The organism is Clostridium sp. (genome assembly GCF_018372875.1).
Taxonomy (GTDB): Bacteria; Bacillota; Clostridia; order Clostridiales; family Clostridiaceae; genus Clostridium.
Genome location: NZ_JAHAIF010000042.1, coordinates 1 through 14883, shown reverse-complemented (window position 1 = coordinate 14883; position 14883 = coordinate 1). Strand labels below are relative to the sequence as shown.

At 27.1% G+C, this 14883-nt stretch carries 20 protein-coding genes and 1 other annotated feature; of the genes, 18 read left to right on the top strand and 2 right to left on the bottom strand.

The window, feature by feature from the left end; all coding sequences use genetic code 11:
- Nucleotide 1: 1 nt before the first annotated feature.
- From KIB46_RS12495 to KIB46_RS12470, 6 genes are all read left to right on the top strand, one after another.
- Nucleotides 2-1876 (top strand): beta-glucoside-specific PTS transporter subunit IIABC, encoded by a 1875-nt coding sequence (locus tag KIB46_RS12495; protein WP_156562106.1) that lies wholly within the window; start codon nt 2-4, stop codon nt 1874-1876.
- Between the two features lie 368 nt (nt 1877-2244).
- Nucleotides 2245-2373 (top strand): hypothetical protein, encoded by a 129-nt coding sequence (locus tag KIB46_RS12490; RefSeq protein WP_291672284.1) that lies wholly within the window; start codon nt 2245-2247, stop codon nt 2371-2373.
- A 281-nt stretch (nt 2374-2654) separates the two neighbouring features.
- Complete coding sequence (locus KIB46_RS12485; RefSeq protein ID WP_291672282.1) at nt 2655-2972, top strand: DUF6442 family protein; 318 nt, start codon at nt 2655-2657, stop codon at nt 2970-2972.
- Between the two features lie 7 nt (nt 2973-2979).
- A complete protein-coding gene (locus tag KIB46_RS12480; protein WP_156562137.1) occupies nt 2980-3189 on the top strand; it encodes a helix-turn-helix transcriptional regulator in 210 nt (69 codons plus the stop codon).
- Nucleotides 3190-3447: 258 nt separating this feature from the next.
- Complete coding sequence (locus KIB46_RS12475) at nt 3448-3651, top strand: hypothetical protein (protein WP_156562149.1); 204 nt, start codon at nt 3448-3450, stop codon at nt 3649-3651.
- 606 nt (nt 3652-4257) lie between these two features.
- Entirely contained in the window at nt 4258-4497 is a 240-nt protein-coding gene (locus KIB46_RS12470) for a hypothetical protein (RefSeq protein ID WP_291672297.1), read from the top strand.
- Nucleotides 4498-4533: 36 nt separating this feature from the next.
- Here the strand turns inward: KIB46_RS12470 and KIB46_RS12465 are convergent, their stop codons facing one another.
- Nucleotides 4534-4689, bottom strand: a complete 156-nt coding sequence (locus tag KIB46_RS12465) for a hypothetical protein (RefSeq protein WP_291672279.1) — start codon at nt 4687-4689, stop codon at nt 4534-4536.
- Nucleotides 4690-4751: 62 nt separating this feature from the next.
- On the opposite strand from KIB46_RS12465, the gene KIB46_RS12460 reads away from it, so the two are divergent.
- The 7 genes from KIB46_RS12460 to KIB46_RS12430 all read left to right on the top strand — a co-directional run bounded on the left by KIB46_RS12460 (nt 4752) and on the right by KIB46_RS12430 (nt 9367).
- Complete coding sequence (locus KIB46_RS12460; protein WP_291672277.1) at nt 4752-5483, top strand: N-acetylmuramoyl-L-alanine amidase; 732 nt, start codon at nt 4752-4754, stop codon at nt 5481-5483.
- 397 nt (nt 5484-5880) lie between these two features.
- Nucleotides 5881-6072 (top strand): hypothetical protein, encoded by a 192-nt coding sequence (locus KIB46_RS12455; RefSeq protein ID WP_156558936.1) that lies wholly within the window; start codon nt 5881-5883, stop codon nt 6070-6072.
- Between the two features lie 421 nt (nt 6073-6493).
- Nucleotides 6494-7105, top strand: a complete 612-nt coding sequence (locus tag KIB46_RS12450; protein WP_291672274.1) for a DUF1349 domain-containing protein — start codon at nt 6494-6496, stop codon at nt 7103-7105.
- Nucleotides 7106-7171: 66 nt separating this feature from the next.
- Nucleotides 7172-7369, top strand: a complete 198-nt coding sequence (locus KIB46_RS12445) for a hypothetical protein (RefSeq protein WP_291672272.1) — start codon at nt 7172-7174, stop codon at nt 7367-7369.
- 153 nt (nt 7370-7522) lie between these two features.
- Nucleotides 7523-7798, top strand: a complete 276-nt coding sequence (locus KIB46_RS12440; RefSeq protein WP_156558939.1) for a CD3324 family protein — start codon at nt 7523-7525, stop codon at nt 7796-7798.
- Between the two features lie 126 nt (nt 7799-7924).
- A complete protein-coding gene (locus KIB46_RS12435; RefSeq protein WP_291672269.1) occupies nt 7925-8827 on the top strand; it encodes a GNAT family N-acetyltransferase in 903 nt (300 codons plus the stop codon).
- Between the two features lie 159 nt (nt 8828-8986).
- Complete coding sequence (locus KIB46_RS12430) at nt 8987-9367, top strand: DUF4440 domain-containing protein (RefSeq protein ID WP_291672267.1); 381 nt, start codon at nt 8987-8989, stop codon at nt 9365-9367.
- Nucleotides 9368-9564: 197 nt separating this feature from the next.
- On the opposite strand, the gene KIB46_RS12425 is transcribed toward KIB46_RS12430, so the two are convergent.
- Entirely contained in the window at nt 9565-10521 is a 957-nt protein-coding gene (locus tag KIB46_RS12425) for a YafY family protein (RefSeq protein WP_156558945.1), read from the bottom strand.
- 144 nt (nt 10522-10665) lie between these two features.
- On the opposite strand from KIB46_RS12425, the gene KIB46_RS12420 reads away from it, so the two are divergent.
- The 5 genes from KIB46_RS12420 to KIB46_RS12400 all read left to right on the top strand — a co-directional run bounded on the left by KIB46_RS12420 (nt 10666) and on the right by KIB46_RS12400 (nt 14527).
- Nucleotides 10666-11193, top strand: coding sequence for a dihydrofolate reductase family protein (locus KIB46_RS12420; protein ID WP_291672264.1), 528 nt, complete (start codon nt 10666-10668; stop codon nt 11191-11193).
- 159 nt (nt 11194-11352) lie between these two features.
- Nucleotides 11353-11580: a binding site (T-box leader), on the top strand.
- Between the two features lie 59 nt (nt 11581-11639).
- Complete coding sequence (gene aspS / locus KIB46_RS12415; protein WP_291672262.1) at nt 11640-12926, top strand: aspartate--tRNA(Asn) ligase; 1287 nt, start codon at nt 11640-11642, stop codon at nt 12924-12926.
- A gap of 168 nt (nt 12927-13094) precedes the next feature.
- Nucleotides 13095-13499 carry a GNAT family N-acetyltransferase gene (locus tag KIB46_RS12410; RefSeq protein ID WP_291672260.1) on the top strand — a complete coding sequence of 135 codons (405 nt, stop codon included), beginning with the start codon at nt 13095-13097 and terminating at the stop codon, nt 13497-13499.
- Between the two features lie 244 nt (nt 13500-13743).
- Nucleotides 13744-13917 (top strand): hypothetical protein, encoded by a 174-nt coding sequence (locus KIB46_RS12405; protein WP_156562102.1) that lies wholly within the window; start codon nt 13744-13746, stop codon nt 13915-13917.
- A 223-nt stretch (nt 13918-14140) separates the two neighbouring features.
- The gene (locus tag KIB46_RS12400; RefSeq protein ID WP_156562097.1) at nt 14141-14527 is read left to right on the top strand and encodes a DUF6483 family protein; all 387 of its coding nucleotides are present in this window, start codon (nt 14141-14143) and stop codon (nt 14525-14527) included.
- The last annotated feature ends 356 nt before the right edge of the window (nt 14528-14883 follow it).

Genomic DNA, 14883 nt, shown 5'->3' with positions numbered 1-14883 from the left:
ATTGAAAAAGTATGAAAAGTTAGCTAAGAATATTATAAAAAACATTGGGGGAAAAGATAATATTAGTAGCTTAAGTCATTGTATTACAAGGCTTCGCTTTAAGTTAAAGGATGAAGGAAAAGCAAATGATGATGTAATTAAGGACATGGATGGAGTAGTAACTGTTATGCATAGTGCAGGACAGTATCAGGTAGTTATAGGTAATCATGTTTCTATTGTATATGAAGAGATATGCAAAGCTGCTGGAATTAATAGTGAAACTGATAATAAAGAAGAGGAAGCTCCAAAGGGGATATTTAATATATTTGTAGATATTATTGCGGGATGCTTTCAACCAATAATAGGACCTATATGTGCAGCAGGGATGATTAAGGGACTAAACGCCCTATTAATTATTTTAGGATTTTATAATACATCAGATGGAACCTATATTATTTTAAACTCCATTGGTGATAGTGTATTTTACTTCATGCCTGTATTAATAGGATATACATCAGCAAAGAAATTTAATCTACAACCTGTTGTTGGAATGATAATTGGATGTATATTATGCTATCCTTCAATACAGAATGCTGCTTTATCAGCTAATAATGTACTAGGAGTTATTTTTGAAAGTAATTACTATACAACATTTTTTAGAGTACCTTTTCTTTCAGGTGATTATACAAGTAGCGTTGTACATATTATTTTTGTTAACTGTATAGCTGGAAAGATAGAAAAGGTATCAAAGAAGCTTATACCAGAGATGCTTCAATCTTTTTTTGTTCCATTTTTTATATTATTAATTTCTGTGCCAATAGGGTTAATTGTTATTGCACCACTAGTAAGTCTAGTAATTGGTATTATAATTAATGGATATTCAATAGTTTATAAATTTTCACCTATTTTAGTCTGCGCTATAATAGGATTCTCTTGGCAGCTCCTTGTTATTTATGGAGTGCATTGGGTAGTAAAACCCTTTGCTTTAATTAATATTGCTATAGCTGGATTTGATACAATAATGGTTGGTACATTTGGTGCTTCATTTGCACAAACAGCAGCAGTTATTGCTATGTACTTTAAGAATAAAGATAAGAATATGAAAAATCTTTATGTATCTTCAATTATTTCAGGAATATGTGGTGTAACGGAAAGTTGTATATACGGGATTACACTTAAAAAGAAAAAGCCTTTTATATATTCTTTAATAGGTGCAGCAGTAGGTGGAGCTGTCATGGGGGCTATGGATGTAAAGATGCATATCTTTGGTGGATTGGGTATCTTTGGAGTAGTAAACTATATTGATGGAAGTACAGGAGATGCTAGGGGATTGATTGCAGCATTTATTTGTATTATTGTATCTATGTTAGTTACGTTCCTATTAACTTTATTTTTCTGGAAGGAGAAAGACATATCTGTTAATAATATTGAAGATACATCAAATAAGGAAGTTATTTTAGCTCCTTTATGTGGAGAGGTTATAGAACTAGGAGAAGTTAGAGATGAAGCTTTTTCACAAGGACTTTTAGGCAAGGGTGTTGCTATTAAGCCTAAAGAGGGAAAGGTAGTTTCACCTTGTAATGGAAATATAACAACACTATTTCCAACATTACATGCAATAGGAATTACATCTGAAAGTGGTGTTGAGATTTTAATACACGTTGGTTTAAATACCGTAGAACTAAATGGTATAGGATTTGTAGCTTATGTAAAACAAGGTGATAATGTTACAGCAGGACAAACTCTAGTATCATTTGATAAAGATATGCTAGAGTCAGAAGGATATGTATTAGATACGCCAGTAGTTATTACAAATTCACATGAATATTTTGATGTGATAGAAACAAATAAGAATGAAGTGAATAGTAAAGATAAATTGATAACAGTTTTATTTTAATAATTTTATTTGGTAATAGTAAAAAAAATATAGGTTTAAATTTCACAATGTAATATAAAAAGTTGAGGATGCTATTCTCAACTTTTTTATATTACATTGTATATTAAGGCAAAGTTTACTATCATGAGTTTATAGGCTATAAAATAATTAAAATTAGAAGTTGTATAAACAATTAATTTTACTGAATATTAAGATTAAAAGTAAATAATAGTGTTAAAGCAAGCACAATTGCTAGTGAAATAAAGACACCAGTTATTTCAGACACTTATAAATCAGGATTTTATAGTTTTGATAATAAAACTAATGTTGATATAGGGATAACACTACTTGATGATACTCCTACTAAAGTTATGATCCTTGATAATGATATGAATATTGAATTTTTAACTAGGGCACCATATCAATATCGTTTTTACTTACGCAACATCGAACCTGGAAAAACAATAGGAATAGTTGGTGAAGGGAAAGTTGCTATAACATTTGAACAATCTAAATAGCTTGCAAAATAAGAGTGGCATACCGTATTATTCAAAAAGAGAATATGTGGTATTTTTTGTTCGCACTTCTAAGAAAGTAGAAGCTATGTGGAAAGTAGGACATAAGTGTCTTTGAAAATTGAATAATGCGGTATTAATATTTTATTAATAGAGTTAATATAGCAATAGTTTATCTTCTATAGACTATTAGTGAAATATTGACATATAACTAATGAAAGTATTATAATTCAATTGACAATAAAACTTGTCAAAATGAATATAAAACTTTACAAGGGGGATTTATGAAGAAGGATGAAATTTTACAAAAAAGTCGACAATCTAATAATGATGAAGGTATAGAATATGCAGAGAATCGAGGGCGTAAGATAGGAGTTATTGCATTTTCAATATTATTTATATTTATTGCTATATTTAATTTGTTTTTAGGTGATCCTAGGACGTTTTACGCTATATCTCCGCTTTTTTGGATATTTATGGCTGGTGAAGCTTATGGAAAGTTTTGTTTTACAAAAAAAGGAGTATATCTTATTACGACAATAGCAGCAAGTATTTCTTCAATATTATTTACAGTAAAATTTATATTTATCACATTGAGGTAACTAGGTTATGGATGAAAGCTTGATATTGAAAAATAGGTTAAAAGTGGCAAGGGCTGAAAGAGGTCTTTCGCAGAATGATTTAGCTAAGTTAGTAGGAGTATCACGTAATACAATAAGTTCTATTGAAACAGGGCAGTTTAACCCAACTGCAAGACTTGCATTGATACTTTGTATTGCATTAGATAAAAAGTTTGAAGAGTTATTTTACTTTGAATAGAATATTAAAATATAATTTATAATGAGATTTTAGGAGGTAAAGTATATGGGGTTTGGTGGATGGTCATCATGGCAAGTTATAACATTAATCATCTGTATTTCTACAGCCATTGGATATGGGGTAGTAGTTAGTAAGAAAAAGAAAAATAATTAATAACATGTAGAAAGTATGACATAAGTGTTCTTTGAAAATTGAATAGTACGGTATTTACAAAATATGTTATAATTGTATTGGGTTACAATTTGATGGGAGGAAAGTATGTGGAAATATATTTTGAAACATAAAAACATTACCTTTATAGTTTGTGGTTTGATAATTATACTGTTTTCAGAAGAGATAAGAATATTTTTTGGTATGAATAGTGATATTAAAGAATTAATTCTAGACTCAATATTTGGACTATCAATTGTTTTGATAGGATTACTTTATAAGTTTAAAACAGTTACTGAAAAAGAAGAATGATATTAAACAATATAAATATTAAATTAGTTTAAATACCGTATTATTCAAAAAAGAATATGCGGTATTTTTTATGTCACAATACTATGAAATTCTGCAATTGAAAAGTTAGTTTAGAAGAAAAAGTTGAGAAAGGCTAATCTCAACTTTTTTTATTACATGATCATAGTAAAAGCAGATAGCACTATCTATAATAGTATTCATATAAATATTGTAGTCAGAACTAGTACCTTTAATTTGATTAAGTTTTATTAAAGTAGATTTTCGAAAGGAATAAGATATACGGACTTCAAAAAATTCTCCATCTATAGGAGGGGTAATACCATTTGGTTGAGGGTTATGTCTATTATCTTCCAGGGAATGGGGAGTAAAGTTTATTTTAGTGACAGGTTGAACTTCTTCTTGACATCTCAAACCTCCAAATTGTTTTTCTATAAATTTTATATGCAAAAAGATAAGTTCTTAAGTTCTTAAGAAGTTAAGAAGAAAAGAACTTAAGAAGAAAAGAACTTAAGAAGTTATAGTAAAAATGCGGGTTTGAAGGGATTTTTATGAGATAAATTCTAAAAATGCATATATTTTATTTGAAAATAAATTTTGGAGGGATTTATCATGGAAGATAAAATTAAATTGAGAGCTGAAGAGTTTGATCGCTACGATAAGAAGGAGATAGCTTTGGCTATAAGAAATTCAACATTGGATGATGATATGGATTGTTCACTATTAGATTGGAATATTATTTCTGATTGTGAGAGCTGCAATTTGAAATCTATTTGTGAGAGAATTGATAGGATAACTGATGAATACATTGAAGAAACAACAAAGGTTGTTGGGAATTTTAAATTTTAATTAGAAAAGACCTGAAGCAGTTCCAGGTCTTAAATATTATATAATAAGATCTTCTCTTTCATATCCAGAAGCAGAGATTTTTTTTGTTAGTCCATATATTATTGGTTTAAATTCTTCAACAAGAAGCTCTTGGGCTTCAATATCCTTTTCCTTTGCTAATTTAACTAAGCTTTCTATATACTTATAATCCATAAATACCACCTCTTTTATTATATATGCAGTTCTTGCATATATCACATTTGGAGGTGTTTTTAATGAAATTAAATTGTATTGGAATTGATATTGGCCATAACTTAAGGTGTGATGTTGGAGCTATAGGAATAAGGAGGGAAGATGAGCTTAATTTATTAGTTGGAAGAGCTTTAATTAGTAAGTTCAAAGGGGTAGGAATTAAGGTGGTGGAATGTTTACCCTCTTCAGCTAGTAGTCATAGGGATAGCTTAAGTAAAAGATGTAGAACTGCTAATTATGGGAAGGTGGATATTTTTATTTCTATTCATCATAATGCTTGTCCAGGAGGATATGGAAGTGAGTGTTTATGTATAAAAGGTGGGCAACAGAATGCTTTATCTGAAAGGTTAAGTAAGGTTATTTTAGAAGAAGTTTGTAAGCTTGGATTTAGGAATAGGGGAGTTAAGGACAGAAGGAATCTTTATGTTATAAATAACACAACTATGCCAGCTATCATTGTGGAGTGTGCATTTGTTGATTCTGCTAGGGATATGAATGGGTATGATAGTGAAAAGATGGCTGATGCTATATTTAGGGGAGTATGTAGGTTTTATGGGATTGGTTTTAGTGGTGTTGAAGGGAATCTAGGTGGGACAAGCTTTCCTAAGTATCATGTGGTACAGAAGGGGGATACTCTTTGGGGGATAAGTAGGAAGTATGGAGTTAGTGTTGAGAGATTGGTTGAGATTAATGGGATAAAGGATAGGAATTTAATTTATGTGGGGCAGAAGATTTTGGTTAGTGGTTTAGATTAGAATAATGTATAGTGAAGCGTATCATAAGTGAAGCTCTAAATCTTTGATTTAGTTAGCTGAACTTGCACAGGGTGAAAATAAGTGAGGTTTTACTGAAATTGTAAGTGTAAAAAGTATATGATATTTAAAACTCTTACTTGTATTTAAATATACAGGTAAGAGTTTTTATGTAAAGAATTTAATCTATTGTAAAATAGTAACTTGATATATTTATTTAAAATAGAATAATATGGTACAATAAAAATATGAAGTAATGAATAAATGTATTATATGGAGAAGAATAAAGGGGAATTTATAGTGGATACTATTTAAAAATACTTGTAATCACAAGAAATTTAATATCTTATAATGGGTAAAATCAAATATGTAGTTGAGATTTTAAAAGGGGGAAATTACTATGGTATGTTCAGATTGTGGTAGTGACAGAATTGAAAGTGGTAAAATAACAAATATGTATGGAGTTATATTTAAAGCAGAATCTTCTAAATTTATGTTTCCAAGGGAATCATCCATATCTGCAAAGGTGTGCCTAGATTGCGGAAAACTTTTCGACTTTAAAGCTGATGAGGTAGAAAAATTAAATAAATAAGATTGTGTTGTTATTTTAATAGTTTTACAGGCGCAATTTTAATCTATTACGAAATAAATCTTATATTATAGTTAAGAATAATATGTTGAATAAAAGATATTACTTACAAGAAACTTCTATGTGTAATTAGATTGCATATAGAAGTTTTTATATTTTAGGGAGGATTGATGATGAAGAAGATTTATATATACTGATGCAATTGAATGTAGTGAAGGAGATAAAATAATTATCTACCTCCTACTCGATTTATGTTAAGAAATGTTGGAATGAGTGTATTGAACTTGGATATTGTTATATAGAGAATAATAGCAATGAAAATATAGAATATTGAGGTTGTTATAAACAAATAGTATAATTTTATCATATAGAAATATTTATATTTATTAGGTAAATTAGAATTTATAAGGGAGAAAGAAAAGATATGAAATTTAATATTAAAGATTTAAAATGGATAAGAGAGCCTAAAAACTATTTTATTAATGAAAATAAAATAGAAATTATTACAGAACCTTATACTGATTTATGGCAAAGAACATATTATAATTTTAGGAATGATAATGCTCCAGTGTTACAAATTAATACTGATGAAAAATACTTTTCTTTTATAGTAAAGACTGAATTTGAAAGCAATCACCGTTTTGACCAATGTGGAGTAGTTATGTATTTAGATAGTGAAAATTGGTTTAAATGTTCTATTGAATATGAAAATGAAGATTTTCAACATTTAGGAAGTGTTGTTACGAATAATGGTTACTCTGATTGGGCTACTACAGCTATTGATTCATCAATTAAATCTATGTGGTATAGATTTAGTCGTAGAGAGGATGATTATTGTATAGAATCATCTATTGATGGAATTAATTATAGTCAGATGCGTGTATTTCATATGTGGAAGGGTAATAGTAATATTAAATTTGGTATTTATGCTTGTAGTCCAGAAAATTCATCATTTAAAGCAATATTTACAAATATGGAGATAACTGATTGTAAATGGTTAGCTCATGATGGGCAAGTTCCAGATATAAATGTATAGCAAAATTATAGTTTAACTAATAGATAAATATATAAAAGTAGTTATAAGATGAGGAGGAAATATGAGATGATAAATGAATATAAATATCTAACTATATTTTTAGTTCTTGGATTTGTTACTGGTGCTTGTATAGGAATTCTTTTATGGATGATTTTTAAGTTTAATGCAGGATTTAGCATTGGTATTAGTGCAGGATTTGGAATGTTGCTTGGAATTTTGATTGGCTCTGTAATAGATTATGAAGGCAAGAAAGAAAGCAGATAAATTAGAATTTAGAATTTATCAAGTAACGGGGGGAGTATATATGATGAAACTTATTAAAAATGCATAGCAGAGGCTATTGCATTTACAATTGATATAAATAATAGCCTTTGCGAATCCTAATAAGTTTAACAATAGGAGGAGCATTGCAACGCTATGTATTATAAAAAGGCTAGTGACATTTTCCCAAGGGATGTATTAGAAGCAATTCAACAGTATGTTGATGGAGAATACATATATATTCCTAAAAAAAGTGATAGTAAGAAAAAATGGGGAGAAAATACTAACATAAAAGAAGAGTATAACAAGAGAAATATAAAAATTTATGAAGAATATAAAGCAGGTATCAACAAAAAAGTACTTGCAGAAAAATATTTTTTGTCTTTAAAAAGTATAGATAGAATTATACTAAAACAAAAAAAGATTAAATAAAAATAAGCTTTATTCTAACTGAATAAGGCTTATTTTTATTTAGTAAAAGTTTATGAGGGTGAATTAAATTATAAATTGGAATAAACTATTATTAACACAGAATAAAAATATGGGGGATTAAAAGACATGAATAACATAATTAATATTAATGGGAAAATATATGAATTAAAATATGACTATAAAGACAATGATAAATTAAGAGAGAGTTTAAATAATTTAACTGAAAAAACTTATGGGTTTAATTTTGAAAAGTGGTATCAGGATGGCTATTGGGGTAACTTATATATACCATATTCACTTACTTTTGATAATAAAGTTGTAGCTAATGTTTCAGTGAACATAATAGATTTTTATGTTTTAGGTGAGAAGAAAAAATATATTCAGCTTGGAACTATTATGACTGATAAGGATTATAGAAATCAAGGATTAAGTAAAGCTTTGATAGATATTGTTTTAGAAGAATGGGAAAATAAATGTGATATGATATATTTATTTGCTAACGATAGTGTTCTTGAGTTTTACCCTAAATTTGGCTTTGTAAAGACTAATGAGTACCAATACACATTAAAAGATTTTAATAGAATTAATGGGGGAAATATTAAAAAATTAAATATAAAAAATGAAGAAGAAGAAAAATTTATATTTGATATTGTATCAAATTCGTTATGCTTTTCTAAGATAGGTATGATAAATAATCCTTCACTTATAATGTTTTATTTAACGGACTTTATGTCTGATGAAATTTATTATATTAAAGAGCATGATGCTATTGTAATATGTAAATTTGAAGGAGATACAATACTTGTATATGATGTATTTACAACAAAAAAATCAAAGTTAGAGGATATACTTAATATGACTATAAACGAGGATATTAAAACTGTGATTTTAGGATTTACTCCACTAGATACTTCTTTATACAATAAAAATTTATTAGTTGAGGATGATACTACATTATTTATTAATAATAAGAACTATAGTATATTTGAAGATAAAAAACTTATGTTTCCAATATTGTCTCACGCTTAAATAATTATATATAAGCTTAATTTTAGTCTAGTTAATGTATTAAAATAAGCTGAGTGATAAGTTCCAATTTATAGATTAGATAAAATTATTGTTTTATTGTGCGAGTTAATTGTTTATTAAACTATTTAATAGTAAGCAAAAATATGAGGGGGGATAAAAGTGGATGGTATTAAAGAGCATATATTGAAATTGGAAAATGAGTTAGTAAAATCAGAAGTAAGAAAATCAGCACAAAAATTAAATAATTTATTAGCCGATGATTTTTTCGAGTTTTGTAGTAATGGAAAAGAATATCATTATAAAAATGGGGATGTGTTTCAAGAACCAAATGATGAAGAGTTGTTTTGGCAAATTATAAACTTCAAAATAGAACAATTATCAGATGATTATTTGTTGGCAATATACAAAGTGATAAAACATAATGAAACAAATGAAAATAAAAAATATACACATCGTAGCTCCATATGGAAGTATGTTGATGGAAAATGGAAAATGTATTTTCATCAAGGAACATATACATCTAAGTTTGATGTTCTGTAACAAGCTTAATATAATGAATTCAATCTGATAATTAAGTTAGTGTTATACTATAATAAAGGTCGCACTCTTAAATTATTACGAAGTTAAATTTATATATAGAATAGAGAAAAATACCGTATTATTCAAAAAAAGAATATGCGGTATTTTTTATTCGCAATTGTTATATATTGTGAACTTTGGTAAGTTGTATAGTGAAATTATAAATCACTATACAACTTAGTTATTTCATAACATTTTTTCTTAATTTCAGCTCTAGCATCAATAGGATATATTATTTCGATATCTTTACCATATCCAAATGCAAATTCAATTCCTTGAAATATAGCATCAAAATTTATATCCATATATATATTATCATCTTCAACTACAATATTACTAATGGAAATAAACTGTCTAGTTTTAATATTGTTTACAATGGAGGGATTAACCTTAAAAGTAAATGTATGCTTTGGAATAGAGGCCTTAAAATTACTAGTACTAGACTTCCAGTGTTTTTCTAAATTAAAATATTTAGGTCTATCAAATAATGTATCTGTCAATAAAGCAGACTCAATATTACTGACTTTATAAGTTTTAATAATCTCATTATTTTCGCCTATTAAATACCAAATACCTCTTTTACACACTAATCCAAGTGGATTTAGTATAACATCTTTAGTTTCATTTATCTTTCTATATACAATATTTAAGACTTTACTATTCCATATTCCTTCTTGTAGAATAGAAAGAATAGCTGTATCTACTTTTATTGGATTTTCTCCCCAAGTGTACATATCGATGAAAATATAATTTTGTATATTCTTAATTTCATTCATTTGATAGCTTGAAGAATTTCCTAAAAGCTTAATTATAGTACTATCTTTTAATTTTCCAATTCCTAAATCATCTAACACCTTATCACCTGTAGGAATAAACAAAGAATAGAGTTCATCTTTATTTATTCCACTTAGAGTAGTTTTGTAGTCTCCTAACAGTTTTATTCCACCATTAGTACCTCTCTCTGTAAATATAGGTATACCTAAAGAACTTAAAGATTCAATATCTCTGTAAATAGTTCTAACAGATACCTCTAATCTTTTAGCCAGATCATTTGCTGTTAACTGCTTATGTACTTGTAACAACATAAGTATTGAAATTAATCTATCTGCTTTCATAAAATTCCTTTCTAATATGACATAAGATGTCAGTTATTATAACTTATAATATATTTTGTATCAAGGTGGAATTATAAAACAAATTTAAACTATATTTTTGTAAATACTACAGTGATAAAGAATATTTAAAGGAGAGTTAATAATATGAGTGGAAAAATAATATTAAATTTAGCTATAAGTTTAGATGGATATATAGCAGATGAAAATGGAGGATATGATTGGATAGTTGGAGATGGTAATTCTACTCTAAATACAGAAAATAAATGGGATTATAATAAATTTCTAGCTGAAATTGATGTTGTGGTTATGGGTAGAAATTGCTATGATCAAAATATGCATAAGGATTTTCAAGGAAAAGAAGTATATATAGCATCTTCTGAGAAGATAGATGACTATGAAAACTATCATTTTATAAGTGGTAATATATGTGAAATTATAAGCAAATTAAAAAACGAAGGCAAAAGCATATTCTTATTTGGTGGAGGAGGCTTAGTTGATAACTTTGTCAAAGCTGATATTATAGATGAATATGTTATAGGAATAATACCAACTATTTTAGGTAAAGGAAGAAAGTTATTCTTTGAAAATAATCCTAAGATAGATTTAACCCTTGAGTATTACTCTGTTGAAGATGGTGTTATAGTAATGAAATACTCAAAAAGAAATAAATAAAACTTTTTAATGTATTATTGTTATTTTGACTTTTCAAGAAAAGATCTGTTTTAGTGAACACTACTAAATATTATATCTAAAATTTATCTTTAGAGAATAATTTAAAAATGTATTGACAATTTTATATTTTTAAATAATAATTATATAAAACTTAATAAAGTATATTCTGAGAAAGAAACAAGTAAGTATTATTATTTTTTTTAGCGAGCAGGAGTTGGTGGAAGTTCTGTAAAAAAGATAATACTGAAGACATTCTGGAGAATCTTAATTGAAACTAAGTAGATTAAGACGGGTTAACCGTTAAATTAATTTGAGGTATAAAAATTTTAATGTGCACATAATTTTTATATAAATCTAGGGTGGTACCACGATAATGTCGTCCCTTGAACTTTAATAGTTCAAGGGACTTTTTTAATTTTAAATATTAAATCAAAGAGGTATTATAAATGCAAAGAATTTTAGTAAAAGAATTAAATAAATATATAGATAAAGACGTTAAAATACAGGGGTGGATACACAGGATAAGAAGATTGAAAGCAATAACATTTTTAATATTAAGAGATAGAACTGGATTAGTTCAATGTATTTTAGATAATTCTAAATATAGTGAGAAACTTACATTAGAATCAGTTATTTCAATTGATGGAATAGTAAAAGAAGGTAATAATAAATTAAATAATTTTGAAGTACAAATAAATTCATTTGAGTTATTAAATTCTGTAGAACATGAACTTCCTATAGAAATAAATAAGGAAAATCTAGAAATAAACTTAGATACTATGCTAAATAATAGAGTGCTTAGCCTAAGACATAATAAAGTAAACTCTATATTTAAAATACAAAATATAATTGTAAATGGAGTTAGAGAGTATTTATCTAGCAATGATTTTACAGAGATATTTACACCAAAGTTAGTATCAGAAGGTGCTGAAGGTGGAAGCGAAGTATTTAAACTTGATTATTTTGAACAACAAGCATATTTAGCTCAAAGTCCACAGTTTTATAAACAAATGATGATTGGTGCTGGATTTGAAAGGGTATTTGAAATAGGTCATGCATATAGGGCAGAGGAACATAATACATCTAGACACTTAAACGAATATATAAGTATAGACTTGGAAGTGGGATTCATTAAAGATGAATATGACATAATGAAAATTGAAGAAGAGTTACTTAAATATGTTTTAGGTAAATTAGAAAATGAAGGTAAAGAGTATTTAGATTTATTAAATATAGAGCTACCAAAAGTATTAAATGAAATTCCTAAACTAGATTTTAATGAGGTTTTAGAGATTCTAAAAACAAAATTTGATAGAACTGATTTAGATGGTGATTTAGACCCAGAATCAGAGAAACAAATATATAAATATTGCAAAGAAGAACTTAATTCTGAATTTTTATTTGTTACTAATTATCCAAGAAGAAAGAGACCTATGTACACTATGCCTTTAGGCGAGAAGGGAACAAAAAGTTTTGATTTACTATTTAGAGGTATTGAGATAACTACAGGAGGTCAAAGAATTCATGATTATGATATGTTAATATCAAATATGAAATATAAGGGGGTTGACCCTGAAAATTATAAATCATATATTGATACTTTCAAACATGGAATGCCTCCACATGGAGGTTTAGCTATAGGGTTAGAAAGACTAACTACTAGGCTATTAGGACTAGAAAATGTTAGAGAGGCATCTCTAATACCAAGAGATAGAACTAGATTATTGCCATAAAAACATACCTTATTATGTACATTTGTTTTTAGTAAATCTAACAATAATAAATTATTAAATTATGAAAATACCGTATTATTCAAAAAGAGAATATGCGGTATTTTTTTATTATGTGAGTTAGTTATAATATAACTAATAGACAAACTTAGAATTTGGAGAGGAAAACACATGGAAATTAGATTTGCAACTATGAAAGATATTGATACACTATATTTTTATGACAAGCATATTGGTAAGCAAGAATTAGAAAATTTAATAAGGGTAAATAGGGTTTATATTTTGGAAAAAGACGATAATTTTATGGGATGGCTAAGATATAATCTATTTTGGGATAATACTCCTTTTCTAAATATGCTCTACTTATTAGAAGACAATCGTGGAAAAGGTTTAGGTAAAAAGATTGTAGTATATTGGGAAGAACAAATGAAAATATTAGGATATAGTAATGTTATGACTTCTACTGCATCTAACGAATATGCACAGCATTTTTATAATAAATTAGGATATATCGCAGTTGGAGGTTTTTCGCCAGTTGGAGAACCTTATGAAATAATTTTATCAAAAGTTTTATAAAATCCAATTTAGCAGTTAGATTTGATGAGCAATCTTAAAATATTGTGAAGATAAAATTAAATATAAGTTTTCAAAAATACCGTATTATTTAGAAATGAATATATGGTATTTTTTTACGTCACAATACTAAGAAAGTACAAGCTATGTAGAAAGTGCGAAGTAAATTATCTTTGAAAATCTAACAATAAGATGTTTACAAAATATGGTATAATTAATTGGTAATGATAATGAAAGGAGAGATAATATGGTAAAAAAAATCATTTATCCATTGCTGATTGGTGTTGGAGTTGGGTTAACAGGATTATTTTTGTATGGAGATTTTACATCACCAATAAAAATAGGCGGTGTTATTTTATCACTATGTATATTAAGTAGCGGAATGATTTTTAATTATAGAAGTAATCATAAAAATAAATAATAGAATTTAAAATGATATTATTTGTTATATCAAAAAGATAAAATTTGAATTCATGAAATACCGTATTATTCAAAAAAAGAATATGCGGTATTTTTTTGTTCGCAATACTAAGATATTTTGAACTGAATAATCTATAAAATTATACAAGGAAATTTAGTGAGTTATGGTATAATTTACTTTAAATCATTGGATTTAATATTGTATTGCTATTGGAGGGGATTAGGTGAATTTTGAACAAGATTACATGGAAAGAGTTATAAGGGCAATAGGAAAAATGATTGTTGCGATTGTTGATGGAAAAGATGCTATAGCAACTGATATAGAAAATGAGAATTATGATATGAAGCTTTCAGATGATGATTTATTAGAAATTATGGTGAAAAAATATTTAATGGAAGAAAATATAAATGAGGCTGAAAATATAATTTATGACGCTATAAAATCTCGTAATACTAAAAAAAGTTATGAAATAGCAATAAATTTTTATAGCTTAATTAATAAATTTAGTGATAAGAAATTACTTGATTGTAATTTTTCAAGGGAAGAAATTTTAGAAGGATTAGAGGGGGTTAAAAAAATTCAAGATAATAAGTTAAACGAGCATTATTAGATACTATAAGTATTTTGTAAAAGCTATAGTTAAGTTATTTATAATATTTTAAATGCAAGTATGATAGAAAAATTGGAGAGTTTGATGGTATGTCATTAATTGAATTTAATGATAAGAATTATATTGTAAATTTGAAAGAGTTCCAATCTAAAATACCACATTACTATCCATATAAATAGGACATATAAATACCGCTTTATTCAAAAAAAGAATATGCGGTATTTTTTTAGTACGCAATTCTATGAAAGTATACATTTGTTAGAGTATAATTTTAGTAGGCAGAGATAGTAATAAAAACTAGATAAAAATAAAAGGAGATGCAAAAGCATCTCCCAATATACATAAATATCCATTAT

Coding starts and splice junctions, on each gene's coding strand:
- KIB46_RS12475 (WP_156562149.1), top strand. CDS start 3,448: ATGTGGAAATATATTTTGAAACATAAAAACATTACCTTTATAGTTTGT.
- aspS (WP_291672262.1), top strand. CDS start 11,640: ATGCAAAGAATTTTAGTAAAAGAATTAAATAAATATATAGATAAAGAC.
- KIB46_RS12435 (WP_291672269.1), top strand. CDS start 7,925: ATGAATAACATAATTAATATTAATGGGAAAATATATGAATTAAAATAT.
- KIB46_RS12460 (WP_291672277.1), top strand. CDS start 4,752: ATGAAATTAAATTGTATTGGAATTGATATTGGCCATAACTTAAGGTGT.
- KIB46_RS12480 (WP_156562137.1), top strand. CDS start 2,980: ATGGATGAAAGCTTGATATTGAAAAATAGGTTAAAAGTGGCAAGGGCT.
- KIB46_RS12485 (WP_291672282.1), top strand. CDS start 2,655: ATGAAGAAGGATGAAATTTTACAAAAAAGTCGACAATCTAATAATGAT.
- KIB46_RS12465 (WP_291672279.1), bottom strand. CDS start 4,689: ATGGATTATAAGTATATAGAAAGCTTAGTTAAATTAGCAAAGGAAAAG.
- KIB46_RS12405 (WP_156562102.1), top strand. CDS start 13,744: ATGGTAAAAAAAATCATTTATCCATTGCTGATTGGTGTTGGAGTTGGG.
- KIB46_RS12420 (WP_291672264.1), top strand. CDS start 10,666: ATGAGTGGAAAAATAATATTAAATTTAGCTATAAGTTTAGATGGATAT.
- KIB46_RS12410 (WP_291672260.1), top strand. CDS start 13,095: ATGGAAATTAGATTTGCAACTATGAAAGATATTGATACACTATATTTT.
- KIB46_RS12440 (WP_156558939.1), top strand. CDS start 7,523: ATGTATTATAAAAAGGCTAGTGACATTTTCCCAAGGGATGTATTAGAA.
- KIB46_RS12425 (WP_156558945.1), bottom strand. CDS start 10,521: ATGAAAGCAGATAGATTAATTTCAATACTTATGTTGTTACAAGTACAT.
- KIB46_RS12450 (WP_291672274.1), top strand. CDS start 6,494: ATGAAATTTAATATTAAAGATTTAAAATGGATAAGAGAGCCTAAAAAC.
- KIB46_RS12490 (WP_291672284.1), top strand. CDS start 2,245: ATGAATATTGAATTTTTAACTAGGGCACCATATCAATATCGTTTTTAC.
- KIB46_RS12455 (WP_156558936.1), top strand. CDS start 5,881: ATGGTATGTTCAGATTGTGGTAGTGACAGAATTGAAAGTGGTAAAATA.
- KIB46_RS12445 (WP_291672272.1), top strand. CDS start 7,172: ATGATAAATGAATATAAATATCTAACTATATTTTTAGTTCTTGGATTT.